Annotated in this window: 23 protein-coding genes and 4 tRNA genes; 15 read left to right on the top strand and 12 right to left on the bottom strand. The window is 57.9% G+C overall.

Annotated features, from left to right (window positions below; genetic code table 11):
- The 7 genes from BK658_RS14875 to BK658_RS14845 form a co-directional block, all read right to left on the bottom strand.
- Entirely contained in the window at positions 1-582 is a 582-nt protein-coding gene (locus BK658_RS14875) for a Spy/CpxP family protein refolding chaperone (protein WP_123582930.1), read from the bottom strand.
- A gap of 205 nt (positions 583-787) precedes the next feature.
- On the bottom strand, positions 788-1,333 hold the full coding sequence (locus tag BK658_RS14870) for an Hsp20/alpha crystallin family protein (RefSeq protein ID WP_123582929.1): 546 nt from the start codon (positions 1,331-1,333) through the stop codon (positions 788-790).
- A 95-nt stretch (positions 1,334-1,428) separates the two neighbouring features.
- A complete protein-coding gene (arcD, locus tag BK658_RS14865; RefSeq protein ID WP_123582928.1) occupies positions 1,429-2,922 on the bottom strand; it encodes an arginine-ornithine antiporter in 1,494 nt (497 codons plus the stop codon).
- 161 nt (positions 2,923-3,083) lie between these two features.
- Positions 3,084-3,788 (bottom strand): VIT1/CCC1 transporter family protein, encoded by a 705-nt coding sequence (locus tag BK658_RS14860; RefSeq protein WP_123582927.1) that lies wholly within the window; start codon positions 3,786-3,788, stop codon positions 3,084-3,086.
- Positions 3,789-3,866: 78 nt separating this feature from the next.
- Entirely contained in the window at positions 3,867-4,832 is a 966-nt protein-coding gene (locus BK658_RS14855; protein WP_123582926.1) for an FAD:protein FMN transferase, read from the bottom strand.
- Positions 4,822-7,044 carry a PepSY domain-containing protein gene (locus BK658_RS14850; protein WP_123582925.1) on the bottom strand — a complete coding sequence of 741 codons (2,223 nt, stop codon included), beginning with the start codon at positions 7,042-7,044 and terminating at the stop codon, positions 4,822-4,824. The genes BK658_RS14855 and BK658_RS14850 overlap by 11 nt, the downstream gene beginning before the upstream one ends.
- 25 nt (positions 7,045-7,069) lie before the next feature.
- Positions 7,070-7,540: a DUF2271 domain-containing protein gene (locus BK658_RS14845; RefSeq protein WP_123582924.1), complete on the bottom strand. Its 471-nt coding sequence runs from the start codon at positions 7,538-7,540 to the stop codon at positions 7,070-7,072.
- Positions 7,541-7,673: 133 nt separating this feature from the next.
- Here BK658_RS14845 and BK658_RS14840 point away from each other — a divergent pair, with 133 nt between their 5' ends.
- The 3 genes from BK658_RS14840 to BK658_RS14830 all read left to right on the top strand — a co-directional run bounded on the left by BK658_RS14840 (position 7,674) and on the right by BK658_RS14830 (position 10,305).
- A complete protein-coding gene (locus tag BK658_RS14840) occupies positions 7,674-8,333 on the top strand; it encodes a response regulator transcription factor (protein WP_123582923.1) in 660 nt (219 codons plus the stop codon).
- On the top strand, positions 8,330-9,661 hold the full coding sequence (locus BK658_RS14835; RefSeq protein ID WP_123582922.1) for a sensor histidine kinase: 1,332 nt from the start codon (positions 8,330-8,332) through the stop codon (positions 9,659-9,661). Before BK658_RS14840 ends, BK658_RS14835 begins: the two co-directional genes overlap by 4 nt.
- Before the next feature lie 134 nt (positions 9,662-9,795).
- Complete coding sequence (locus tag BK658_RS14830) at positions 9,796-10,305, top strand: DUF1993 domain-containing protein (protein ID WP_123582921.1); 510 nt, start codon at positions 9,796-9,798, stop codon at positions 10,303-10,305.
- A gap of 66 nt (positions 10,306-10,371) precedes the next feature.
- Here the strand turns inward: BK658_RS14830 and sstT are convergent, their stop codons facing one another.
- The gene (gene sstT / locus BK658_RS14825; RefSeq protein WP_123582920.1) at positions 10,372-11,604 is read right to left on the bottom strand and encodes a serine/threonine transporter SstT; all 1,233 of its coding nucleotides are present in this window, start codon (positions 11,602-11,604) and stop codon (positions 10,372-10,374) included.
- 325 nt (positions 11,605-11,929) lie between these two features.
- On the opposite strand from sstT, the gene BK658_RS14820 reads away from it, so the two are divergent.
- Positions 11,930-13,084, top strand: a complete 1,155-nt coding sequence (locus tag BK658_RS14820; RefSeq protein ID WP_123582919.1) for an MFS transporter — start codon at positions 11,930-11,932, stop codon at positions 13,082-13,084.
- A gap of 4 nt (positions 13,085-13,088) precedes the next feature.
- On the opposite strand, the gene nhaR is transcribed toward BK658_RS14820, so the two are convergent.
- Complete coding sequence (gene nhaR, locus BK658_RS14815; RefSeq protein WP_123582918.1) at positions 13,089-13,988, bottom strand: transcriptional activator NhaR; 900 nt, start codon at positions 13,986-13,988, stop codon at positions 13,089-13,091.
- 135 nt (positions 13,989-14,123) lie between these two features.
- On the opposite strand from nhaR, the gene BK658_RS14810 reads away from it, so the two are divergent.
- Both BK658_RS14810 and BK658_RS14805 read left to right on the top strand, forming a co-directional pair.
- The gene (locus BK658_RS14810) at positions 14,124-14,375 is read left to right on the top strand and encodes a hypothetical protein (protein WP_123582917.1); all 252 of its coding nucleotides are present in this window, start codon (positions 14,124-14,126) and stop codon (positions 14,373-14,375) included.
- Positions 14,376-14,404: 29 nt separating this feature from the next.
- Positions 14,405-15,154 carry a TerC family protein gene (locus tag BK658_RS14805; RefSeq protein ID WP_123582916.1) on the top strand — a complete coding sequence of 250 codons (750 nt, stop codon included), beginning with the start codon at positions 14,405-14,407 and terminating at the stop codon, positions 15,152-15,154.
- Between the two features lie 86 nt (positions 15,155-15,240).
- Here BK658_RS14805 and BK658_RS29980 read toward each other — a convergent pair whose 3' ends face one another.
- Entirely contained in the window at positions 15,241-15,411 is a 171-nt protein-coding gene (locus BK658_RS29980; protein WP_185019833.1) for a hypothetical protein, read from the bottom strand.
- 213 nt (positions 15,412-15,624) lie between these two features.
- On the opposite strand from BK658_RS29980, the gene BK658_RS14800 reads away from it, so the two are divergent.
- Positions 15,625-16,299 carry a peptidase C39 family protein gene (locus tag BK658_RS14800; RefSeq protein ID WP_259740085.1) on the top strand — a complete coding sequence of 225 codons (675 nt, stop codon included), beginning with the start codon at positions 15,625-15,627 and terminating at the stop codon, positions 16,297-16,299.
- Positions 16,300-16,380: 81 nt separating this feature from the next.
- Here BK658_RS14800 and pbpG read toward each other — a convergent pair whose 3' ends face one another.
- Positions 16,381-17,322 carry a D-alanyl-D-alanine endopeptidase gene (pbpG, locus tag BK658_RS14795; RefSeq protein ID WP_123582914.1) on the bottom strand — a complete coding sequence of 314 codons (942 nt, stop codon included), beginning with the start codon at positions 17,320-17,322 and terminating at the stop codon, positions 16,381-16,383.
- Between the two features lie 296 nt (positions 17,323-17,618).
- Positions 17,619-18,473, bottom strand: a complete 855-nt coding sequence (gene folD / locus BK658_RS14790; RefSeq protein WP_123582913.1) for a bifunctional methylenetetrahydrofolate dehydrogenase/methenyltetrahydrofolate cyclohydrolase FolD — start codon at positions 18,471-18,473, stop codon at positions 17,619-17,621.
- Positions 18,474-18,748: 275 nt separating this feature from the next.
- Between folD and BK658_RS14785 the strand changes: the two genes are divergently transcribed.
- The 8 genes from BK658_RS14785 to lon all read left to right on the top strand — a co-directional run bounded on the left by BK658_RS14785 (position 18,749) and on the right by lon (position 25,659).
- Positions 18,749-18,825: transfer RNA gene (locus BK658_RS14785), tRNA-Arg, on the top strand.
- Positions 18,826-18,857: 32 nt separating this feature from the next.
- A tRNA-His gene (locus BK658_RS14780) sits at positions 18,858-18,933 on the top strand.
- Positions 18,934-18,991: 58 nt separating this feature from the next.
- Positions 18,992-19,076: transfer RNA gene (locus tag BK658_RS14775), tRNA-Leu, on the top strand.
- 77 nt (positions 19,077-19,153) lie between these two features.
- A tRNA-His gene (locus BK658_RS14770) sits at positions 19,154-19,229 on the top strand.
- A gap of 400 nt (positions 19,230-19,629) precedes the next feature.
- Entirely contained in the window at positions 19,630-20,940 is a 1,311-nt protein-coding gene (gene tig / locus BK658_RS14765) for a trigger factor (protein WP_103316154.1), read from the top strand.
- A 92-nt stretch (positions 20,941-21,032) separates the two neighbouring features.
- Positions 21,033-21,674: an ATP-dependent Clp endopeptidase proteolytic subunit ClpP gene (clpP, locus tag BK658_RS14760; protein WP_019692758.1), complete on the top strand. Its 642-nt coding sequence runs from the start codon at positions 21,033-21,035 to the stop codon at positions 21,672-21,674.
- Positions 21,675-21,780: 106 nt separating this feature from the next.
- Positions 21,781-23,064 (top strand): ATP-dependent Clp protease ATP-binding subunit ClpX, encoded by a 1,284-nt coding sequence (gene clpX / locus BK658_RS14755; protein WP_054596541.1) that lies wholly within the window; start codon positions 21,781-21,783, stop codon positions 23,062-23,064.
- Between the two features lie 198 nt (positions 23,065-23,262).
- The gene (lon, locus tag BK658_RS14750) at positions 23,263-25,659 is read left to right on the top strand and encodes an endopeptidase La (RefSeq protein ID WP_019692756.1); all 2,397 of its coding nucleotides are present in this window, start codon (positions 23,263-23,265) and stop codon (positions 25,657-25,659) included.
- The last annotated feature ends 11 nt before the right edge of the window (positions 25,660-25,670 follow it).

The raw sequence follows: 25,670 nt of genomic DNA, 5'->3' as shown, positions 1-25,670 counted from the left end.
TTACTGTTTGCCTGTTTCGTCCTGGTCGCTATCCATCCGGTGTTTGAACATGTGCATTGGCATCTGCCCACCGTCATGGCCGGAGAATCGGTGATGCATCACCGTCCAGAACAGGTCGAAAATGGTCTTTTGTTGCGGGTCCAGGACGTCGTAGAAGGTTTTGGTGCGCACCTGAGCCGCATCCAGACGCGCCAACTGCGCCTGCATCCAGTTGGTATGTGCGCGCAGACGCTCTATCCCCCTGGCCATTCTTTGCGGTGTCGTTTGATCAATCAGGGCTTTCGGCGTGCTCGTCGTTTCATCGCCTCCGGGCTTGTCCTTTTCCAGTTGCTGATTGGCATCTGCTATCACTCCCGCGGCCCATGTATCCCACGCTGGCATTTGCTCCGGCTTGAGATTGAGCTTGCCCTTGAGATCATCCAGGGTCTGCTGCGTGTGTTTGACCCAGTCGAAATCCGAGTGGTAACTGGACATGCCGCCGGGTGATGACATGGGCGGGTAGGCAAAAACGCTGGCTGATGGCAACAGTAAGGCACTTGCCGCCATCAATATGTATTGGCCGATCAAACCTGATTTCTTCATCTCCAGCTCCTCTCGATACCGTGGGGGTCAACTCGAGAATAGGAGTCGGTCATAGGGAGAATCTGATCCACATCAGAAAACCGGCATACGAACGGGCAAACGGATAGACGGGCTGCTAATAGGGGGCGGTGTGTGACCCGTCATGATGTTCGATGCAAAAAAAAACCTTGCCGGTTTCCCGGCAAGGGGGCAGGGCGGCCACCGGCTAGTCGGCTTTGATCGGCACGATTTTTTCCGGTTTCATGGCCTCGGGCTTCTTCGGTAGCGATATGTGCAGCACACCTTTGCTGAAACTCGCTTCGATCTTCTCGGCATCAACGCCTTTTGGCAGGTTGAACACCCGCTCGAAGGAACCGTAGTGACGCTCGGACAAGTGATAGCCCTTTCTTTTTTCTTCCTTGTCTTCCTGTTTTTCGCCTTTGATGATCAAGCTGCCGTTGGACAGTTTGATCTCAACGTTCTTCTGATCCATGCCGGGCAGTTCGGCAGTGATTTCGAAGCTTTTATCTTTCTCGGTAATATCCACCGCAGGAATGCTGTGGCCGATCAGTTCCCGACGCCAGAGCGGATCGACATCGAACAGCCCACGGCCGAACGGCGATAATCCTGAAGAACCGCGATTGAAGTCTTCGAACAGGTGGTCGACCTGTTGCCGCAGTTTTTGCAGAGGACGCCACAGGTCAGTCGTCACTGGGGGCTGACTGGATTTGTCTTCAGTATGTACGGGTACTTTCTTCACGGAGTTGGACATTTTTCACTTCTCCTCTTGGGTGATGTCGGGGTGGGCTGCAAGCTTTTTGGACGCCCGCGCCTGCCTCGAGAAAAAACAGATCCTTTCATGTGGCCTTACAAGGCCAGTTTCCCTGCCCACAACATCCAGCCGGCGAAGACTGCCGCGGCCCAGATAACGATCAACAATCCCCACTCAAAGCCGTTCAGCGCTTGATCCTGGCGAGCCCGTTTGGTGGCCAGGTAAATCAGTGAGCCGGGGGCATAGAGCAGGGCGCTGAGCAGCATGTATTTCGGCCCTGCGGCGTATAGCAGCCAGAAGCAATACAGGGTTGCGACCGAGGCAATCGCCATGTCGCGCAATTGCAGGGCTTTGTGTCCGGCATACGTCGCGCCCTGCCACGTCAGCTTCAACGCATACAGGCCGCTGAACAGGTACGGCAACAGAATCATCGAAGTCGCCAGGGAGATCAGGGCCAGGTAACTGGCACTCGAATACAGCGTCAGTAGCAGGAACAGCTGAATGCAGCCGTTGGTAATCCACAAGGCATTGGCAGGCGCACCATGGGTGTTTTCCAGGGCCAGCGGCCCCGGCATGACCTTTTCCTTGGCCGGTGTGAACACCGACTCTGCCGCCAGCAGCGTCCAGGCGAGCAAGGCGCCGCCGACCGAGATGATCAGGCCGATACTGATCAGCATCGCTCCCCAAGGGCCGGCCACCGCCTCAAGCACGCCGCTCATCGACGGGTTTTTCAGGGCGGCCAGTTCCGGTTGCCTGAGAATGCCCAGTGACAACAGCGACACCGCAATCAGCAGCAACAAGGTGAGGGCAAAGCCGATGACGGTGGCGCGTCCCACATTGACCCGCTCCGCCGCGCGGGCTGAGAACACGTTGGCGCCCTCGATGCCGATAAATACCCAGACGGTCACCAGCATCGTGCTTTTGACCTGATCCAGGGTGCTGCCCAGTGCCGGCGCGCCCCAGAAATCGACCATAAAGGTTTCGCGCTGGAACGCCGCGATCACCAGGCCGATAAACAGAAGTAACGGAACGATCTTGGCCAGGGTCGTGAGCGCATTGGCCCGCGCTGCGGTGCGCATGCCCCGCAGAATCATCCAGTGCAAGGACCACAGCACCAGGGACGCCGCAGCAATGGCCGCTTTGTTATTGCCTTCACCGAATAGCGGAAAGAAGTAACTCAGCGCCGCGAACAGAATCACCAGGTAACTGACGTTACCGATCCAGGCACTGATCCAGTAACCCCAGGCCGAGTTGAAACCGAGGAATTCGCCGCCCAATGCGCGGGCATAGGCAAACACGCCGTTATCCAGTTCGGGCTGGCGGTTGGACAAGGTTTGATAAACCAGCGCCAGTGACAGCATGCCGACGCCGGTGATCAACCAGCCGATCAGGATCGCACCGGCACCGGCGCTGGCGGCCATGTTCTGCGGCAGACTGAAAATTCCGCTGCCGATCATCGAGCCGACCACCAGAGCGATCAACAGGCTCAAGGACAGTCTTCTGGGCTCCAGTTGGCGCAAGCTTCCCGCTTCAGGGCGGGGCGAAATGCCTGGAATAGTCGGTTGGGTGCCTTGCACATGTGTTGCCATGGAAGCCTCCACGAGACGAGAGATTTCGCGCTCACCGCGAATTCAGTGGTGTGAACACTGGCTCTCAATTTCTACGTGAATGACCTATCGGGATTTGATTTAGATCAGAAGGAGGGCAACCAGTCGAATGGACACGGCTGTGAATGCGAGATTGTGCTTTTTCAACCTGCAGCGGCACCAAATGAAATACCGACTGCTGCGGTAATGGCCATCGCCAGTGCGCCCCACAGCGTCACCCGCCATGCGCCGATCAGAAGATTGGCGCCGCCTGCCTTGGCGGCAATGCCCCCTAAAGCGCCCAGGAATATCAGTGACATGCCGGATATCCAGGCAATCACACTGTGAGCCGGCGCGAGGATGGTTACGCCCAGCGGCAATGCAGCGCCCACAATAAAGCTGGCCGCCGAGGACATTGCCGCCTGCAGCGGTTTTGCGCTGAGCGCATCGGAAATGCCCAGCTCGTCACGAGCATGCGAGCCCAGTGCATCGTGTGCCATGAGCTGCGTGGCGACTTGACTGGCCAGCTCGGGTTCAACGCCGCGATCCACGTAGATGGCCGCCAACTCCCGGTGCTCGGCAAGCGGCGCCGTCTCAAGCTCCGTTTGTTCGCGCAACAGATCAGCCCGTTCGGTATCGGCCTGGGAATGCACGGAGACGTATTCGCCCGCCGCCATCGACATCGCACCCGCCACCAGCCCGGCCACCCCCGTGACGAGCAAGGTGCTGTGGGTGGCATTGGCGGCGGCGACGCCGATCAACAGACTGGCGGTCGATACGATGCCATCGTTGGCACCCAACACCGAGGCCCGAAGCCAGCCGATCCGCTCATGTTTATGGGATTCAGCGTGTCTGCGAAAGAACTTCATCGTTGAAATCTACTCACTGTCGTTGAATCGATGCCGATCAAAAAATGCCTGAAAAAATCAACCGCTGGCCTGGTCGTTTCAGCGAGTTTCAATCTGCGCCTGGAGCCGTCCGGCAACAACCGATATTTCCCTGAAGTGCTCGCCATCATGTACCACGAACAATGCATCCATGCCGCGCTCCTGCGCCAGCTCGGGACCGGCTTTCTCTCCCAGGACCATCAGCGCGGTGGCCCATGCATCGGCGAGCATGCAGGTGGCGGCGACCACGGTCACTGCCGCGAGTGAGTTGGACAGGGGGGCTCCGAGAGCCGGATCCATCGTATGCGAGTAATGCCGCCCCGCGACCTCGATCCAGTGACGATAGTCCCCGGACGTGGCAATCGCCGCATCGCTGATTTCCATCACCCCCATGACTTCACGAATGCCGCGGCGGGGTCTTTCAATCGCAACAACCCAGGACTCTCCACCCGGCTTGACCCCATGCGCACGCATTTCACCGTCGATCCCCACCAGGTAGTTCGTTATCCCCCAACCATCGAGGCAACGTGCCATTTCATCCACCGCAAAGCCCTTGGCGATGCCTGATAGATCAAGGGTAGTCGCTGAGCGTTTACGGGCCAGGTTGCGCAGCGGATCAATCTCCAGCGCTTGAGTGGCTGGCACGCGCGCCTGACGATCCGAGGCACTGATATGCGCTGAGCTGGGTCGTTGTTCGCCAGGCCCAAAGCCCCAGGCATTGACCAGATCGCCCACGGCGATATCAAACGCCCCGCTGGATTGACGACTCACCCGCAGCGCCGTGGCCAGGACGGTGGCCAGTTCCTCGGATATGGGCAGCCATTGCTGTTCGGGTGCTGCGTTGAGACGGTTGAGCGCGGAATCGGCCTTCCACGTCGACATCTGTTGATCCACTTTGTCGACCGCCGCAAACAGACTCTTGTTGATGGCGGTCTCATCCACCGATGGCTCGGCGTAAAACACCGCACTGTAACGGGTGCCCATGGTCTCCCCGCTCAGGCTATGGCGCCGGGGGTCAGTAGACATCTTCACGGTAGCGTCCTTGTGATTTGAGCGTCAGCACATTCAAGTCTAGCGGGGCCAGCACTTCATCCAGGGCGTTCATCACCCCTTTGGCCATCTCGCGACTCCCGCACACCAATACGTGGGCGCCTTTTTCAATCAAGCGGCGCAGTGCCAGGGCGTCGGCGATCAGGCGGTCCTGCACATAGCTGCGCTCATGGGTTTGGGAGAAGGCGGCGCGCAACCGGGTGAGGCGCTGATCCGCCAGATAGCGGTTGAGCTCGGGTTCATAGAGAAAGTCGGACGCCGGGTGACGTCCGCCCCAGTACAGGTGCATGGGCTGCCTGGCTGTATTGTTGCGGATAAAACCGGCTAAAGGGCCGATCCCCGTACCGGCACCGATGAGAATCACCTGCTGTTTTCCAGGGCCGGGGCGAAACTCGGGATTGGGCTGTATGAAGGCTTCAATCTGTCCTCCCAGTGGCAAGTCATGCAGCAATCCGGAACACACGCCGTCAGTGTGTTTACGCACACAGATTTCCAGAACGCCGTCATCCGATCCGCTGGCCAGCGAGTAGTAGCGCGGCACCCTTGAACCGGGCGGCAGCACGCCAACCAGATCTCCGGCCTGGAACCGGGGCAGGCCGTTGCCTTTGAGTTTGTGTTTGAACTCGCCCGTCGAGTGGGGTGTTGCGACTGCGTTGAAACGTAGGATCTGGGTGGGCGCGTTCACGTGTTCGCCGTATTGTGTGCGATCGATCAACGCCAAGGTCGTGGTATCCGGCAGTCGCGGGGTGTGTACCAGCGTCAGTTCATGGCCCAGCAATCGGCCAACGGCGCTGCCCCAGCGGGTGAACGCCTGGGCGGATTGGCGATTGATGGTTTCAAGTTCCAGCAGCTGCGATCCGCCTGAAGCAAGCAGAGCCGCCTGAGTGTCCTTGGCAAATTGACAAAACTTCGGGAACTGCCGATCGCCAAATCCCAGTACGGCAAAACCCAGGCCAGGCTTTACGCGGGCATTCGCCAGTCGATTCAAGAACTGCGAAGCCGAGGCGGGTGCGTCACCGTCGCCGGTTGTGGCGGTCAGGATGAACAGTCGTCGGGCGTTGCGATACTCCACCGCGAGCCGGTTCATGGGCGCGGTATGGACCCGGTGGCCGGTCTGGTGCAAAGCCTCATGCAAGGTGTTGGCAAAACCCCAGGTGGTGTTGCTTTCGCTCCCGACCAGAATCACCGTGTCGGCATTTTGCGCGCCACTGTTGTGACGGATTTTCGGCAGCGACTGACGACGCCACCACAGCAGCGCACCGGTGACGCTCATCAACGGCACGCTGAGCGCGCAAACGCCGAGGAACAGGCCCAGCCACCAAAGGCTTTCGCCGGTATGCAGTTGGTAGATGAATTCGTAGGCATTACGCATGCGGTCGTGGGGCACGTAAGACAACAGCGCCCCACTGACGGGATCGACATAGCCGTCGCCCTGCGCGGTACTCAACGAAAAGAAATCCTCGGGATGGCCGACGCTGGGATAGGCCAGCTCGCGCAGGTCGTTCAGGTCAGTCGCCAGGAGCGCTGGCAAGGTCGCGACCGGTGCTGCCGGGCCACTGCTGATCGTGGTCGGAAACACCGGCTCGCGTTGCATCCCGTCCGAGATCAGGTTGAAGGTGGTGGCCGACATGTACAGCCCGGTCAACGCGGACAACAGTAAGCCCAGAATCGCCAAGCGCCCGACTTCAGCGTGCCAACGCTGATTGAAACTGCCGTGCAGTGGCCGCATCACGCGCCGCCAGCCGCCCAGGCGCTGTGCCAGCAGCGCAGCCCCGGAAATCGACAGTATCAAGATGAACAGTGCGCCGATGCCGGCTGCCGCATGTCCCGGCGTGCCTGACAGCAATGACCGGTGCAGGTCTTTTACCCCGCGGGTGAACGCGGAGGGCGTATAGCTCGCAACACCTGCTCCGGTCAGCGGGTCGACGCGCTCGGCAGCGCTCTGACCGTCCTGGGTGAAATACACGATGACTGAGCCCGAGGGGGTACGGCGGATTTTTTCGACTTCAGAGTAGTGGTTCGCCACTCGACCGGCCAACTCGGCAACGTTTACCTGACCGGATGCCGGTACGGTCGCGTTCAGTCTTTCCAGGGCCGGATTGATCGACAGGATCGCACCGCTGATCGCCAGCAGCATGACCAGCAGGGCCGCGACAAGGCCTGGCAGTGAGTGAAACGGGCGTAGCATGGTCAGCCTCCAAGGGGTGCCGGTGTCACATGTCGTAGGTAAAGGACTCGATGTAACCGCTGCCGGCCGAAGGTTTTCCCGCTCCTTGGGTGGTCAATGGCACGGCAATATCGGAGCGGGCCTCACGCTGGTTTTCGACAGCACTGTCGACGCGGATCTGATAGCCGGCATCAATCAGCGTGTCTGCCAACTCAACACTCACTTTCAGGGTGCGCCCGCTACCGACGCTGGCGCCGCTGACCCCGTCAAACTCGCTGGGGTTCAAGCCGTTGCCACGTGCCCAGTCGGACAAATGCCTGTAGTACTTGGCCTTTTTGCCGGCCACCCATAGGGTTTTTTGGTATTTACCGTTGGCGTCGGTCACGTAAAACGCCAGGTACGCGTCATTGCCGTCGTAATTTTTCAGCCGGGTGGTCAGGGTGACTTCCCGCGCCTGGGCCAGACCCGGCAGCGCAATGGCGGTGGCGAGACAAATCGCAGCAGTCAGCTTTTTCATGGTGGATTTCCCGTTCAAGCGTTGTGGCTCAATCCTGCGCCTGTAAGCTGACAGCAACCTGAAGGGGAATTCAGGCCTTTGTCAGGTTCGTCAGCCAAGGTGTTGTACGGCGAACCATCACGGGAGGGTGGCAATGCGGGTTTTATTGGTTGAGGACGCTGTGGGGCTCGGCGAGGCGGTGCGTGAGCAACTCGCGGATGACGGCCACGCGGTGGACTGGGTGCAGCGCCTCGATCACGCTCAGAGCAGCGTGCGAACGACGCGTTATGACCTGATCTTGCTTGACCTGATGCTGCCGGACGGGCGAGGGCTGGATTTTTTGCGCCAGCAACGCGGGGCAGGGGACGTCACACCGGTGATTATTCTCACGGCTCGAGACCAGATATCCGACCGCATCGAGGGCCTGAATGCGGGGGCTGACGACTATCTGGTCAAACCCTTCGATCTCTTCGAGTTGTCCGCCCGAGTCGCGGCGGTGGCGCGGCGATACAGTGGTAATCCCAATCCGCAAATCAAAGTGGGCGGGCTGCAGATCGACATGGCCGCTCGCACGGTTCTGCGCGCCGGCATGACGGTGGACCTCACCGCTCGCGAGTGGGCATTGTTCGAAGCCTTTATCCAGCGCCCTGGCGCGTTGTTATCGAAATCCCAGCTGGAAGATCGCCTGTATGCATTCGGCGCCGAAATTGAAAGCAACACCATCGAGGTCTATATCAGCCGTCTGCGCAAGAAACTGGGCCGCGAGATGATTGAGACGGTCCGTGGGATGGGCTACCGGTTGATGCCGGAATGAAGCCGGCGTCGAGTCTGCAAAAGCGCCTGGGGCTGGGGCTGACGCTGGGCATGACCCTGCTTTGGCTGGGGGCGACCGTCGGCGCCTGGGTCGTGGTGCAACACGAATTGAACGAGGCCTTCGACAGTGCACTGGAGGAGACGGCACAGCGAATCCTGCCATTGGCCGTGCTCGAAATCGGCAGCCGTGATGAGCCTCGCCAGGCTCGACATATTGCACCGCTCAAAGTGCGCAAGGAATACCTGACGTACCTGGTCCGCGATGCCAGGGGCGAGATACTGATGCAATCTCATGATGCCGACCCTGACATATTCAATCCGCTGCCGGTGGAGGGCTTCACGACCACTTCCAGGTACCGCTTGTACGGGACCAGCGCACCGCGCGAAGGCGTTTTTATCGAGATGGCCGAGCCCTTGGCCCATCGACGCGAAGCCGCTCAGGAGGCCCTGTTCGCGTTGCTCCTGCCGTTGCTGGCACTGATTCCGATCAGCTTGCTGGGCACCTGGTTGTTCGTGCACGTCAGCCTGCGCAGCGTTCGGGCGTACCGCCGAGCCATCGAGACGCGCGGGGGCGGTGACTTGTCTCCTATCAAGGTGGATCGATTGCCTGCGGAGATCGACCCGTTGGCCGAGGCGGTCAACCATCTGATGGAGCGACTGCGCAAGGCACTGGAGACGGAACGCAGCTTTACGGCCAACAGTGCCCATGAGCTGCGTACCCCGTTGGCGGCGACGCTGGCACACATTCAGCGGTTACGTCGCGAGGCGCCTGAGGGCCCGCTTCAAGTGCGCGCCGCGAAGATCGAGGCCTCTCTCCAGGCGCTGACGCGACTCTCGGAAAAGCTGATGCAACTGGCCAAGGCCGAAGGCGGCGGGCTTCTGTCCGAAGTGCCGCAAGACCTCATTCCCGTACTGGCGCATGTGGTGGATGAGTGCAATCACGCGGCCGGTCAGCAGGTTCATCTGGTTCTGCCCGCCGTGCAAAGCGTGCTGTCGGCAATTGATCCTGACGCTTTTGCCATTCTTGTACGCAACCTGATCGAGAACGCGATGAAGCACGGCGCGCCGGATCAACCCATTGAGGTGAGCCTTTCCAGTCAGGCACTTTTGAGGGTGGTCAATGCCGGTCCGGTGGTGCCTGAGCCGATATTGAAACGCCTGACCGAGCGTTTTGTGCGAGGTGAAAGCGGCGCTGAGGGTTCGGGGCTTGGCCTGGCCATTGCGCTGACGATTGCCCAAGGCGTCAACGCGACGATGACGCTCGTGTCGCCCGCGATGGGTAAACAAGATGGCTTTGAAGTCATCGTGCAGTTTGTTCGAGGGCGCTAGGGTGAATGGATGCACTTGCCGACCGGTTAGCGCTGCTGCGAGATCAAAGACACGCCGCACGTCGCTGCAAGCAGGGCTATAATCGCGCCCACGTTTTACTCCTTTCACAACACCCTCCACCCTACGAGACTGCCATGACTATTTCTCTGTACGCTGCTTCCGTTCCGGTCTTCAAGCAAATGCTCAATGCGTTGAGCGATGTTCTGAACAAGGCCGAAGCTCACGCCACGGCAAAAAACATCGACCCGAATGCCTTCCTGCAAGCGCGCCTGTACCCGGACATGTTCCCGCTGGTGCGTCAGGTGCAGATCGCCGTTGATTTCGCCAAAGGCGTTTCTGCCCGCCTGGCCGAAGTCGAACTGCCGAAGTACGACGATACCGAAGTGACCTTCGCCGAGCTGCAAGCCCTGATCACCAAGGTGCTGGCCTTCATCGATGGCATCAAGCCTGAACAAATCAACGGCAAGGAAGGTATCGAGATCGTTACCCGCCCAGGCACCCCGAAAGAAAAACGCTTCAGTGGCCAGGCTTACCTGCTGACCTACGGCCTGCCGCAGTTCTTCTTCCACGTCACCACCGCCTACGCGATCCTGCGTCACAACGGTGTTGAAGTCGGCAAGCGCGATTACATGGGCGCGTTCTAAACCTGCCAGCAACAAAAAACCCGCCAAGGTGTGAACCTTGGCGGGTTTTTTTGTAAGGGCGGTTTGTTAGGCGGCTTGTACGGTTTTCTCTTCCTGAGCCAAACACGCCGCAGCAGTAAACAGCACGTCAGTGGAGGAGTTCAGTGCGGTTTCCGCCGAGTCCTGCAGCACGCCGATGATGAAGCCGACCGCCACCACTTGCATGGCGATCTCGCTCGGAATGCCAAACAGGCTGCACGCCAGCGGAATCAACAGCAGCGAACCACCGGCCACACCCGAAGCGCCGCAGGCACAGATCGCCGCGACGACGCTGAGCAACACGGCTGTCGGGATGTCCACGGCAATCCCCAGCGTGTGCACGGCCGCGAGTGTCAGCACTGTGATGGTGATCGCCGCACCGGCCATGTTGATGGTCGCACCCAGCGGAATCGATACCGAGTAGGTGTCTTCATGCAGGCCCAAGCGCTTGCTCAGTTCCAGGTTGACCGGAATGTTCGCCGCCGAACTGCGGGTGAAGAACGCGGTGATTCCGCTTTCCCGCAGGCAGGTCAGCACCAGCGGGTAAGGGTTGCGGCGCAGTTTCCAGAACACGATGGCCGGGTTCATCACCAGCGCCACGAACAGCATGCAACCCAGCAATACGGCCAGCAGATGCATGTAGCCGATCAGCGCGCCGAAGCCCGAGGTGGCCAGCGTGGAGGCGACCAGGCCGAAGATCCCCAGCGGAGCAAAACGAATCACCAGGCGCACGATCACCGTGACGCCGTTGGACAGGTCGCCGAGTACGGTGCGGGTGGTTTCGCCGGCATGACGGATGGCAATGCCCATGCCGATTGCCCACGCCAGAATGCCGATGAAATTGGCATTCATCAGCGCGCTGATCGGGTTGTCGACCACGCTCAGCAGCAGGCTTTGCAAGACCTCGGAGATTCCACCGGGCGCGCTGATCGCCACGTCGTGGGTGGACAGCACCAGGCTTGATGGGAACAGGCTGCTGGCCACCACTGCGACCACGGCTGCGGCAAAGGTGCCCAGCAGATACAGGAACAGAATCGGCTTGATGTGGGTTTCCTGACCGTGTTTGTGGTTGGCGATCGAGGCCATCACCAGCACGAATACCAGAACCGGTGCGACGGCTTTCAGTGCCGAGACAAACACTTTGCCGATAAACGCGGTGGATTTCGCCACCTCAGGCGCAAACAGTGCCAAGGCAATACCAGCGATCAGGCCAATGACGATTTGCGTGACAAGGCTGATGTGTTTGAGTCTTTGCAAAAGAGTAGGCGGAGCAGCAGTCATAGCGGTATCTCTGTTTTTTTTAAGGTGCCGTGAATCGAGAAACCCGGTGAGCAACAAACGGGCAGGCTGACCGGGCAAGCGCACATTGCGTCACCTGCGGTGGCGGATGAGCAAGGTTGAATTTTTTGCGGGCGCGGACTTTATCACAGCGTAGGCGTGATCCTTCGGACCTGTGACGATCTGCCACCCGAGTGTTTAAGCGGATATGTCAGGTTCGTGCCAGCGCTGTCGGACACACTCTGTTAAGCTTCGCCATCCACTTTTTCATCTCCCCTCAGTGAGCCCTTGGGCTGTCGCTGGCGTTGTCGTTTTCTGGAGTTACCCCATGCTGTTGCCCATCCTGTTGTTGTCAGCCGCCGGTTTCACCGTGCTGACCACAGAGTTCATCATTGTCGGTCTGTTACCGTCGATTGCTCGCGACCTCGACGTCAGCGTTTCCCAGGCGGGACTGCTGGTGACCTTGTTTGCGTTTACCGTTGCCGCCTTCGGCCCCTTCTTGACCGCGTATTTCGCGCGTTTTGAACGTCGGCGTCTGTTTATCAGCGTGCTGATCATGTTCGGACTGGCGAATACCCTGGCGGCGATGGCGCCGAATATCGGTGTGATGGCTGTCGCGCGGCTGATACCGGCGCTGGGTTTGCCGGTGTTCTGGGCGCTGGCCAGTGAAACGGCAGTGGACATCGTCGGGCCGGACTATGCCGGGCGGGCGATTGCCAAGATCGGTTTCGGGATTGTCTGCGCGACCGTGTTCGGGATTCCCGTCGGTACATTGATTTCCGATGCGTTCGGCTGGCGCACGGCGTTCGGCATTCTCGCGGTCATTGCCTTTGCCAAGGCGCTGCTGCTGTTTATCTATTTGCCGAAAACCAACCTGCACAACCAGCAGGTGAGCTTGCGTTCACAGTTCAAGATTCTGCGTCGCCCGCTGATGCAAGGGCATGTGCTGTTGTCGATTCTGGTTTTCAGCGGGATGTTTACGGCCTACACCTACCTGGCCGACATCCTTGAGCGGCTCGCCGGTTTCAACGGCACCGTGGTCGGCTGGTGCCTGATGGGCTTTGGTGCGGTCGGGCTGATCGGTAACTCGCTGGGCGGGCGCATGGTCGATCGCCATCCGTTGATCGCGTCGATGGTGTTCTGTGGCTTCATGATCGGCGGCATGGTGGCTCTGGTGCCGAGTATCCATTCGACGCTGGGACTGGCCGCGGCGATGGGTATCTGGGGCGTGACTCAGGCCGCGTTATTCCTGGTCAGTCACGTGCGCTTGATGAAAGCCGCCCCGCAGGCGCCAGCCTTTGCCGCGTCGCTGAACATCGCCGGGGCCAATCTGGGGATTGGCTTGGGGGCGATGGTCGGCGGGCACGTGATCGACACCTTGGGCCTGGGTAGCCTGGGATTTGCGGCGGCCGGTTTTATCCTGGTGTCGATTGTATTGGCATTGTTGTTGATGAAGGTCAAAGCCCCGGCCGTCTGCGCCTGAGGCTTCAAAGCGCGGTAAACAGCTCGCGTCGGGCACCTTCGGTAATCGCGACAATGCCGGGGTGCTTGACCTTGCGCTCTACCGAGATCGCGTAAAACGACTCGGTCACCGCATCTGTCTGCCCGATCAACTCGACGCCGTACTGGCGTCTCACCTCGTCGGCAATCACGCTCGGGCCGATGAAAATCCCGCTGCCGGATTGGCCGAACGCCTGCATCAAGGCACTGTCATCAAACTCACCGACAATGCGTGGCTGAATCTGCTGTTCGGCGAACCAGCGCTGCAAGCGGCTGCGCACCACGGTTTCCTGTCCTGGAATCAGCAGGGGCGCGCCGTGCAGGCAACGCGGGAAGTCTTTGCCATAGCGTTGTGCAAGCGCCTTGGTGGCAAAAAAACTGATGCCGCATTCGCCGAGCTTCTGGCTGTAGCCCTTGATGTCCAGGTGCGACGGCATCGGGCTGTCGGAGATCACCAGGTCCAGCCGCTGAATGGCCAGATCGGCCAGCAAGCGTTCCAGTTTGTCCTCGCGACAGGTGATGCGTAGCGGCTCAGTCAGCTCCATGGTCGGTGCAATCAGGCGATAGACGATGGATTTGGGCACCACGTCGGCGACACCCACCCGAAACAGAATCTGTTGCTCGTTGGGCTGCGCCCGGAGCATGGCCTCCAGTTCGCCACCCAGCTGAAACATCTGCTCGGCGTAAGGCAGTGTCTGCCGTCCGGCCTCGGTCAGTTCAAGTTGCCGGCCAACCCGTTGAAACAGCTCTATCCCATAGGTTTGTTCGAGCAGACTGATCTGCCCGCTGATGGTCTGCGGAGTCAGGTTCAATTGCTCGCACGCACGCACGATGCTGCCGGTTTTGGCCACGACCCAGAAGTAATGCAATTGCCGATAATTGAGCATGCGCTTTGCCGATTCGTAAAAACCGAAGTATAGCTGCTAAAAATACGAATTTTCCTGAAGTGTTTGCCTCCTTAGAATGCCTCGCTATCGACGGGCCACTCCCTTGGCCGAGTCCGCTCTATCGAGGAAAGCATGATGAAACTCAACTCCCTGGCCGCCGCTTCGTTGCTGGCCCTCTCTGCACTGTTGCTGACGGGCTGTGACCAGGCCGAAAAAAGCGCCCAGCAATTGATGGGCAAAGCGGCCGAAACCGCCAGGCAGGCGATCGACGATACGCATAAGGCGGCAGAACAAGCGCTGAGTGATGCCACCGGGAACATTGTTGGCCACAAGGAAAAACCTGCTGACGACAGCGAGAAAACACCCGGTTCGTCGCAGGAAATCTAATCCGTCTAACACCGAGTCAGGACTGACCCATGGACTATCTTTTACAACTTGCAGCAAGCCCTACAGCCTGGGTCGCCCTGGCTACGTTGATCGTGATGGAAATCGTGCTCGGCATCGACAACCTGATCTTCATCTCGATCCTGACCAACAAGCTGCCCGTGCAGCACCGTGCCAAGGCACGCCGCATCGGTATCAGCATGGCCTTGGTCCTGCGTCTGGGCTTGCTGAGCACCATTGCGTTCATCGTGCAGTTGACCGAGCCGGTGATTGAACTGTTCAACCACGCGTTCTCGTGGAAAGACATGATCCTGATCGCCGGTGGTCTGTTCCTGTTGTGGAAGGCGACCACTGAAATCCATCACAGCATGGATCCGCCAGCCGAGGATCCAACGTCGAAAACGTCTGGCGTGACACTGGGTTTTGCCGCGGCAATCGGTCAGATTCTGATGCTTGACCTGGTGTTCTCCATCGACAGCATCATTACCGCTGTCGGCATGACCGAGCATTTACCGATCATGATCATCGCGGTGCTGGTGTCGGTGATGGTGATGTTGCTGGCGGCCGAGCCTCTGGCCAAATTCATCAATGACAACCCGACGGTGGTGATGCTGGCCCTGGGCTTCCTGATCATGATCGGCATGACCCTGATCGCCGAAGGCTTTGGCGCCCACGTACCGAAAGGCTACATCTATGCGGCCATGGCATTCTCGGCAACGATTGAAGGTCTGAACATGCTGTCACGCCGGGCCCGGGAGAAGCGGATCGCTGCGCAAGCGTAAGCGGTAAGGTAAAAATGCAACGGTCGTCTGCGCGTAAAAGCGTGCAGGCGGCCGTTTTGATTTGTGGGGGATTTAAACCGAATCGATCAGTGCGCTGTAGCGTGGTGCCGGGCAGGTTTCTCGACTTTGCCGGGTGCCGCAGGTGGAATATAGGCATGCTGGTGTCTGCGGGTAATGCGCAACACACCCCACAGCATCGCGGCGGCAACGGCCAGCCAGCCACCGATCAGCATCAGTATTATCATTGTCAGGCTCATTCAGTGCCTCCTCTTTGCCCTGCTTCGGGCACACACTCTGTGCAAGGGTCAGTCTAGTCGCTGATGTGTTGCAGGCAATTGACCGATAGTGGTGAGTCTCCAACCAGTTCGCTCTATCAGCTGCACGCGACTGCCGTTAAAGGCTATACCGCTGCTATGATCATGGGCGAAGCCGGGAGACCGATTGCCCGGCGCCTGAACAAGTGAGTGATGATGTTGCCGGTACTTTCCCGATTCCGCTGCGCCGTGCTGGCCGCGGCCTGCGTCTTGAGCCTGGCCGGTTGTGCCGGGAGCGTACAACCTGAAATCCAGCGTCTGCCTGAGCGCGTCGAGCTCAGTGGAATGCCGTTTTACCGTGGCGAAGCCTACCAAAGCGGGCCGCAATCGCTGGCCAGCATGCTTTCCCAGCAAGGCATCGTGATTACCCCAGGGCTGCTCGACAAGCCGCTGCATTTGCCGGGCGCCGAGGCGCAGTTGCAGCAAAACATGCAGAACCTGGCGCGTGAATACGGGATGGTCGTGTATCCGCTGGACAGCAATCTGCCGGCGCTGTTGACCCAGGTCGCGGCGGGTTACCCGGTGCTGCTGCGCTTCAGTGAGGGCTCGGCATTCTGGAAAGAGCCGAGGTACGCGATTCTCGCCGGCTACAACCGTCACAAGCAGACGGTGCTGCTGCGTTCCGGAATGGACCGCCGGTTGCTGATGAGCTTCACGTCGTTCGAGTCCGCGTTCGAAAATGCTGGCGGGTGGGCGGTGTTGATTCAGGGGCCGACCCAGATTCCGGCCAAGGTTGACTCGCAGCGCTGGCTCAAGGCTGCTGACGATCTGGCTCGGGCGGGACAGGAGCAGGCAGCAACCAAGGCAACCAAAGCACTGGCGGCCCATTAATCGAACCGAAAAAAAACGGCGCCTTGAGGCGCCGTCATCGATAAAGGCCCCGATTCACGTCGCGGGCCTTTTTTCGTGCGCTTATTTGCCGGTCTGCGCCATGCCGCTACCTTGGCGATGTTGCAGATTTTTCTCGGCTTTGTATTGCAGGGCAACACTCGGCACAGAGGTGCTCCTGCCGGTTTCAACCCATTGACGAATCCGTGCAGCGTCGGCGAAGTGGGTGTACTTGCCGAAGGCATCGAGAATCACCAGCGAAACCGGGCGATTACCCATGCTCGTCACCAATACCAGGCAGTGGCCAGCCTGGTTGGTAAAGCCGGTCTTGGTCAGCCTGATGTCCCAGTCGGCCTTGTTGATCAGGTGGTCGGTGTTGTGAAAGCCCAAGGAGTAGCTGGGTCTGCGGAACGTCACGGTTTTTTCCTTGGTCGTGCTCAGTTCACTCAGCATCGGGTATTTGCGTGCAGCCTGGAGCAGTTTGCTCAGGTCGCGGGCCGTGGAAACGTTGTGGACTGACAGGCCGGTCGGTTCGACGTAATGGGTGCTGGTCATGCCCAGCGCCCTGGCTTTGGCGTTCATTGCGGCGATAAAAGCTGCGTAACCGCCTGGGTAGTGGTGGGCCAGGCTCGCGGCAGCGCGATTTTCCGAGGACATGAGTGCAATCTGCAGCATTTCCCTGCGCGACAGTTCGCTATTGAGTTTGACCCTGGAGAACACACCTTTCATTTCCGGGGTTTCGCTGATCGTAACGGAAATGTATTCGTCCATGTTCTGCTTGGCGTCCAGCACGATCAGCCCGGTCATCAATTTGGTCACCGAGGCGATCGGCACGATCACGTCCGGATTGCTGGCATAGATGACTTTGTCGGTTTGCAGATCGATCACCATCGCACTGCCGGAGGCGATGCGCAGTTGTGAGGTGTCTCGAGGTGCCGCGGTGGTGTCACGTGCGTAGACGTTTGAGGTGACAAGAGGGCCTGTAAGTACAAAAAATAGGCTCAGGATGGATAGACGGATTTTCACGCGGGCGGACTCGGTAAGGTATGAATATGCCGTTCTGCAACGGGCTTTCTGGGAGAAACGTAACATTTTATGAGTATGTGCTAGGAAAGCGCTATACGCCTGCTGTAGAGGTGCTTCAGATGAAAAATATTTTAGGGTGTATCGGTTCTGTAACGGTCTGATTCAGTGGCTTCGCCGATGCTCGGGAGGTAAGTAATGGGGTTGCTTTGGCGTATGACGAAACGGCTTGTTGGCATCAAACAAAGAACCCCGCCAATTGGCGGGGTTCTGGTTTGTGCTTGCGGGTGTAGCTTGAATCAGCCGTGCAGGGTTTCCGCTGCGTACAGCGTGTTCTCCAGCAGGCAGGCGCGAGTCATCGGGCCGACACCGCCGGGTACTGGTGTGATCCAGCCAGCGCGGGGCAGGGCGGTTTCATAAACCACATCGCCTACCAGCTTGCCGTCTTCCTGGCGGTTGATGCCGACGTCGATGACGATGGCGCCTTCCTTGATCCACTCACCTTTGACCAGGCCAGGTTTGCCTGCGGCGACTACAACCAGGTCGGCGCGACCGACGTGGCCGGCCAGATCCTTGGTGAAACGGTGGGTCACGGTTACGGTGCAACCGGCCAGCAGCAATTCCATCGCCATCGGACGACCGACGATATTGGAAGCGCCGACAACCACTGCATTCATCCCGTAAAGATCTGCGCCTGTGCTTTCCAGCAAGGTCATGATGCCTTTAGGTGTGCAGGGGCGCAGCAGAGGGATGCGTTGTGCCAGGCGGCCGACGTTATAAGGATGGAAACCATCCACGTCTTTGTCCGGACGAATGCGCTCCAGCAGTTTGGACGCGTCCAGGTGCTCAGGCAGAGGCAGTTGCAGCAACACGCCGTCGATGTTCGGGTCGTCATTAAGACGGTCGATCAGTTCGGTCAGGGCCTGCTGGGTGGTGTCGGAGGGCAGGTCATAGGCTTGGGAGAGGAAGCCGACCTCTTCACAGTCTTTACGCTTGTGCGAGACATAAACCTGAGAGGCGGGATCGCTGCCGACCAGGATCACCGCGAGGCCGGGCGTGCGCAGACCTTGCTGGCGACGCTCGGCAACACGTTTGGCGATCTGCTGGCGCAGGCTGGCGGCGATCGATTTGCCGTCGATTAGTTGTGCAGTCATTGCGCGTGATTAACCATCGAGAGGGGGAAGAAAAGAGAACGCATTCTCGCATGTCAGAACGTGAGGGCAAAGGCGCTTGGTCTGCAAATTCCCCTAAGCCCTTTAATTAAATGAATTTTTTTCAAAAAGGATTTGACGGTTTCCAGGGGGGCCTATACTATTCGTCGCACTTGTCGGGCACAGCCTAGCACTGGTTAAGAAGGTCAAGTGGAATTACGGTTCTGCAAGGCTGAAAAGCACTTAGTTTGTAGTCCTTCAAGGGTACAGCTAATAAGGCGCCCGTAGCTCAGCTGGATAGAGCATCCGCCTTCTAAGCGGATGGTCGCAGGTTCGAGTCCTGCCGGGTGCGCCATTAGGCAGCTTTGGCACAAGTAACGCGATATGGTGGGCGTAGCTCAGTTGGTAGAGCACGGGATTGTGACTCCCGTTGTCGTGGGTTCGATCCCCATCGTCCACCCCATATTTCGAAAGGCGCCAGATTTAACCGTCTGGCGCCTTTGCTTTAACAGTATTGAACCGCGGATGTGGTGGAATTGGTAGACACACTGGATTTAGGTTCCAGCGCCGCGAGGCGTAAGAGTTCGAGTCTCTTCATCCGCACCAATTAAAGCTTCAGTCAGGTCATTGGCCGAGTTGGAGTTCAGCAAAGAAGTTGTTTGGCTTCTTTGTTACGCAATATGGTGGGCGTAGCTCAGTTGGTAGAGCACGGGATTGTGACTCCCGTTGTCGTGGGTTCGATCCCCATCGTCCACCCCATATTTCGAAAGGCGCCAGATTTAACAGTCTGGCGCCTTTTTTGTTTCAGCGTTTGTATGTTCAGCGACTGCAGGTTCCGGGTCGCCAGGGCAGGGCGTTTCGTCGTATTCATGTTGCTTGATGATGCCGCATTGCCCGCCGGGCTTGCTCGCAAGGCCGGCTGCCGGGGAGATAATTGGCGCTCCTTCTATATATAGAAGGGTTGGCGCAGAGCCCTGGCGTGATTGGCTGTATTTGCCTCCGGGGCGAGGTGCATTCGTGCATTCGCACCTATAAATTGCCTGCTGCGTTTTTACCCGTTTTCAGTAGGGTGACTTCTTGAGTTTGACCCACTAGAATGCATGCCCTTGATTCTGTGGTCGGAAACGGCCGGCTAACGTCTGTGCAACGAGGAATATCCATGCAAGTTTCTGTTGAAAATACTTCTGCTCTAGAGCGCCGCATGAGCATCACCGTGCCAGCTGAGCGCATTGAGACTCAAGTCAACAAGCGTCTGCAACAGACTGCCCAAAAGGCCAAGATTGCAGGCTTCCGTCCTGGCAAAGTGCCAATGAGCGTGATCCGTCAGCGTTATGAAGCTGATGCGCGTCAGGAAGCTGTAGGCGATGTGATCCAGGCTTCTTTCTACGAAGCAATTGTCGAGCAAAAGCTGAACCCGGCTGGCGCTCCTTCGGTAGAGCCTAAAGTCCTGGAGAAGGGCAAGGATCTGGAATTCGTTGCAACGTTCGAAGTGTTCCCCGAGTTCACCGTTGCCGGTTTCGAATCCATCGCTGTCGAGCGCCTGAGCGCTGACGTGGCGGACGCCGATCTGGACAAAATGCTGGAAATCCTGCGCAAGCAGAACGTTCGTTTTGAAATTGCCGATCGTGCCGCTCAGAACGAAGACCAACTGAACATCGATTTCGTTGGCAAGGTTGACGGTGAAGTGTTCGCCGGTGGTTCCGCCAAGGGTACTCAGCTGGTTCTGGGTTCCGGCCGCATGATCCCTGGCTTCGAAGAAGGCCTGGTTGGTGCTAAAGCGGGCGAAGAGCGCGTTCTGAACCTGACCTTCCCTGAGAACTATCAGAACCTCGACCTGGCTAACAAGGCAGCCGAGTTCACCGTAACCGTGAACACTGTTTCCGAGCCGAAACTGCCTGAGTTGACCGAAGAATTCTTCGCTCAGTTCGGTATCAAAGAGTCTGGTATCGACGGTTTCCGCACCGAAGTTCGTAAGAACATGGAGCGCGAGCTGCGTCAGGCGATCAAATCCAAGGTCAAGAATCAGGTAATGGACGGTCTGCTGGCCGCCAACCCGATCGAAGTGCCAAAGGCCCTGCTGTCCAACGAAGTTGATCGTCTGCGCGTTCAGGCTGTTCAGCAGTTCGGTGGCAACATCAAGCCTGACCAACTGCCGGCGGAGCTGTTCGAAGAGCAAGCCAAGCGTCGCGTAGTGTTGGGTCTGGTGGTGGCTGAAGTGGTCAAGCAATACGACCTCAAGCCTGACGAAACCCGCGTTCGCGAGCTGATTCAGGAAATGGCTTCGGCTTATCAGGAGCCTGAGCAAGTCGTGTCCTGGTACTACAAGAACGACCAGCAACTGAACGAAGTCCGTTCGGTTGTGCTGGAAGAGCAAGTTGTGGATACTGTTCTTCAGAAAGCTAGCGTGACCGATAAATCGGTCTCTTACGAAGAAGCGGTCAAGCCGGTAGAAGCTCCACAAGCCGACTGATTGTTTTTGCGTTAGAAGCACACACCATAAGCCAGCTTTCGAGCTGGCTTATGCGTATTCAAGACATAACTATTTGGGAGTGACTGCGAGACATGTCCCGCAATTCTTATTATCAGCAGAGCTCTGACATCCAGGCCGCAGGTGGTCTGGTCCCGATGGTTATCGAGCAGTCCGCCCGTGGCGAACGTGCCTATGACATCTACTCGCGCCTCCTCAAGGAACGAGTGATCTTCCTTGTCGGCCCGGTAGAAGACTACATGGCCAACCTGGTCGCCGCGCAACTGCTGTTCCTTGAAGCGGAAAATCCGGACAAGGACATCCATCTTTACATCAACTCACCAGGCGGTTCGGTGACTGCGGGCATGTCGATCTACGACACCATGCAGTTCATCAAACCTGACGTTTCCACCACCTGTATCGGTCAGGCCTGCAGCATGGGTGCTTTCCTGCTTGCCGGTGGTGCTGCGGGCAAGCGTTACTGCCTGCCGAATTCGCGCATGATGATTCACCAGCCATTGGGCGGTTTCCAGGGTCAGGCGTCGGACATCGACATCCATGCCAAGGAAATCCTCCATATTCGTTCGCGCCTGAACTCGTTGTTGGCTCATCACACCGGTCAAAGCCTCGAAACCATTGAGCGCGACACCGAGCGTGACAATTTCATGAGCGCAGAGCGTGCGGCTGAATACGGCCTGATCGACTCGGTGATCGACAAGCGTAAAATGCCCGCCTAAGCAGCTCAAATGCAGGTGGTTGGTTTAACTGGCCACCAGCGGGCTTGAAAAAGCCCGCAATTGCCTTCATCTTGTGTTGCAAGCCTATCGGATTTGGATCGATCGAATGACTGACACCCGCAACGGCGAGGACAACGGCAAGCTGCTCTATTGCTCCTTCTGTGGCAAAAGCCAGCATGAAGTGCGCAAATTGATTGCCGGCCCCTCGGTCTTTATCTGCGACGAGTGCGTCGACCTGTGCAACGACATCATCCGCGAGGAGGTGCAGGAAGCACAGGCCGAAAGCAGCGCGCATAAATTGCCTTCGCCTAAAGAAATCAGCGGCATCCTTGATCAGTACGTGATTGGTCAGGAGCGTGCGAAAAAGGTTTTGGCCGTAGCGGTGTACAACCACTACAAGCGCCTCAACCAGCGTGACAAAAAGAATGACGATGTCGAACTCGGCAAAAGCAACATCTTGCTGATCGGCCCTACAGGCTCGGGTAAAACCCTGCTTGCTGAAACACTGGCCCGTTTGCTGAATGTGCCTTTCACTATCGCTGACGCAACCACCCTCACCGAGGCGGGTTACGTGGGTGAAGACGTTGAAAACATCATTCAGAAACTGTTGCAGAAGTGCGATTACGACGTAGAAAAAGCTCAAATGGGCATTGTCTACATCGATGAAATCGACAAGATTTCGCGCAAGTCTGACAATCCGTCCATCACCCGGGACGTTTCCGGTGAAGGCGTGCAGCAGGCCCTGCTCAAGCTGATCGAAGGTACGGTCGCTTCCGTTCCGCCTCAAGGTGGTCGCAAGCACCCGCAGCAGGAATTCCTTCAGGTCGACACCCGTAACATCCTGTTCATCTGCGGCGGTGCGTTCTCCGGTCTGGAAAAGGTTATTCAAAACCGTTCCACCCGTGGCGGCATTGGTTTCAACGCAGAAGTTCGCAGCAAGGAAGAAGGCAAGAAGGTGGGTGAGTCCCTGCGTGAAGTCGAACCTGACGATCTGGTCAAGTTCGGTCTGATCCCGGAATTCGTCGGTCGTCTGCCGGTTCTTGCAACGCTGGACGAGCTCGACGAGGCTGCGCTGATGCAGATCCTCACCGAGCCGAAAAATGCTCTGACCAAACAGTATGCCAAGCTGTTCGAGATGGAAGGCGTAGACCTGGAGTTCCGGGCCGATGCACTGAAATCGGTCGCCAAGCGCGCACTGGAACGCAAAACCGGTGCTCGTGGATTGCGTTCGATTCTCGAAGGTGTGCTGCTCGACACTATGTATGAAATCCCCTCGCAGTCCGAGGTGAGTAAAGTAGTGATCGATGAAAGCGTTATAGAAGGCAAGTCCAAGCCACTGTATATCTATGAAAACAGTGAGCCGGCTGCCAAGGCAGCGCCAGACGCGTAAGCGTCGCACTGCCGGATTAAAAGAAGGGGCCTTCGGGCCCCTTTGCTTTTGCAGGAGCTGCCGAAGGTTTGGGCCGCGTTTGGACGATCTTTACCGCGGTCTTTTAATCAGCTTGTTTTTTTCGAAAGCAGCCCCCATCTTGGTTTCAAGCTTACTTCCATCTGTTTCCGGCCTTATGGCCGCCGTAGAGGCGAAATCATGAAGACAACCATCGAATTGCCTCTCCTGCCATTGCGTGATGTTGTGGTTTATCCGCACATGGTTATCCCGCTGTTCGTGGGGCGCGAGAAATCTATCGAAGCCCTCGAGGCGGCGATGACGGGCGACAAGCAGATCCTTCTGCTGGCCCAGAGAAACCCTGCCGACGACGATCCCGGTGAAGACGCACTTTATCGTGTCGGTACGATCGCAACGGTTCTGCAACTGCTCAAGCTGCCTGACGGCACGGTCAAAGTGCTGGTTGAGGGCGAGCAGCGTGGCGCGGTCGAGCGTTTCAGCGAAGTCGACGGCCATTGCCGTGCCGAGGTTTCGTTGATTGACGAAGTCGACGCTCCCGAGCGCGAATCGGAAGTGTTTGTTCGCAGCTTGCTGTCTCAATTTGAACAATACGTTCAGCTGGGCAAGAAGGTCCCGGCTGAGGTCCTGTCGTCGCTCAATAGCATCGATGAGCCAAGCCGCCTGGTCGATACCATGGCCGCGCACATGGCGCTGAAGATCGAGCAGAAGCAGGAAATCCTCGAAATCATCGATTTGTCGGCCCGGGTCGAGCACGTTCTGGCATTGCTGGACGCCGAGATCGATCTGCTGCAAGTCGAAAAACGCATTCGTGGCCGCGTCAAAAAGCAAATGGAGCGCAGCCAGCGCGAGTACTACCTGAATGAGCAGATGAAGGCCATTCAGAAAGAACTGGGCGATAGCGAAGAAGGCCATAACGAAGTCGAAGAGCTGAAAAAGCGCATCGATGCCGCAGGCTTGCCAAAGGACGCGCTGATCAAGGCCCAGGCTGAGCTGAACAAGCTCAAGCAAATGTCACCGATGTCTGCTGAAGCGACCGTGGTGCGCTCCTACCTCGACTGGCTGGTTCAGGTGCCGTGGAAGGCGCAAAGCAAGGTTCGTCTGGATCTTGCGCGCGCAGAAGACATTCTTGATGCCGACCATTATGGTCTGGAAGAAGTCAAAGAGCGGATTCTCGAATACCTCGCCGTACAAAAACGCGTGAAGAAAATCCGCGGTCCGGTGTTGTGCCTGGTCGGTCCTCCTGGTGTGGGTAAAACCTCTCTGGCGGAATCGATTGCTCACGCGACAAACCGCAAATTTGTACGCATGGCCCTCGGCGGCGTGCGCGATGAGGCGGAAATTCGTGGTCATCGCCGGACTTATATCGGTTCGATGCCAGGAAGATTGATACAAAAGATGACAAAGGTGGGCGTGCGCAACCCGCTGTTCCTGCTCGATGAAATCGACAAGATGGGCAGCGACATGCGTGGCGATCCGGCATCGGCTTTGCTGGAAGTGCTCGATCCTGAGCAAAACCACAATTTCAACGATCACTATCTGGAAGTCGACTACGACCTGTCCGATGTGATGTTCCTTTGCACCTCGAACTCGATGAACATTCCACCGGCGCTGCTCGATCGGATGGAAGTGATTCGTTTGCCGGGCTACACCGAAGACGAGAAGATCAACATCGCTGTCAAATACCTTTCGCCCAAGCAGATTCAGGCTAATGGCCTGAAAAAAGGCGAGCTGGAATTCGACGCCGAGGCGATCCGCGACATCATTCGTTACTACACCCGGGAAGCCGGTGTGCGTGGGCTTGAGCGCCAGATTGCCAAGGTTTGCCGCAAGACGGTCAAAGAGCATGCGATGGAAAAACGCTTCTCGGTGAAAGTCACGGCCGAGATGCTGGAGCACTTCCTTGGCGTGCGCAAATTCCGCTACGGCCTGGCGGAGCAGCAGGATCAGGTGGGGCAGGTGACTGGCCTGGCCTGGACTCAGGTGGGCGGCGAATTGCTGACCATCGAAGCTGCGGTGGTGCCGGGTAAAGGGCAACTGATCAAGACCGGTTCGCTGGGCGATGTGATGGTCGAATCGATCACTGCTGCATTGACGGTAGTTCGCAGCCGCGCGAAAAGCCTGGGGATCCCGCTGGACTTCCACGAGAAGCGCGACACCCATATCCACATGCCGGAAGGGGCGACGCCCAAAGACGGTCCTAGTGCGGGTGTAGGCATGTGTACGGCACTGGTGTCGGCATTGACCGGGATTCCTGTACGCGCTGATGTTGCCATGACCGGCGAAATTACCTTGCGCGGCCAGGTTCTGGCGATCGGTGGACTTAAGGAAAAACTGCTGGCGGCACACCGTGGCGGGATCAAGACAGTGATCATTCCTGAAGAGAATGTTCGCGATTTGAAGGAAATTCCTGACAATATCAAGCAAGATCTTCAGATCAAACCGGTTAAATGGATTGACGAGGTCCTGCAAATTGCGCTGCAATACGCGCCGGAGCCCTTGCCGGATGTGGCTCCCGAGATAGTTGCAAAGGATGAGAAACGCGAGTCTGACTCTAAGGAAAGAATTAGCACGCACTAGTACGTATTAGC

Origin of the sequence: Pseudomonas brassicacearum (genome assembly GCF_003732175.1) — a bacterium.
Lineage (GTDB): Bacteria > Pseudomonadota > Gammaproteobacteria > Pseudomonadales > Pseudomonadaceae > Aquipseudomonas > Aquipseudomonas brassicacearum_G.
The sequence above is the reverse complement of the archived record's forward strand: the minus strand, read 5'-3'. Positions and strand labels throughout refer to the sequence as shown.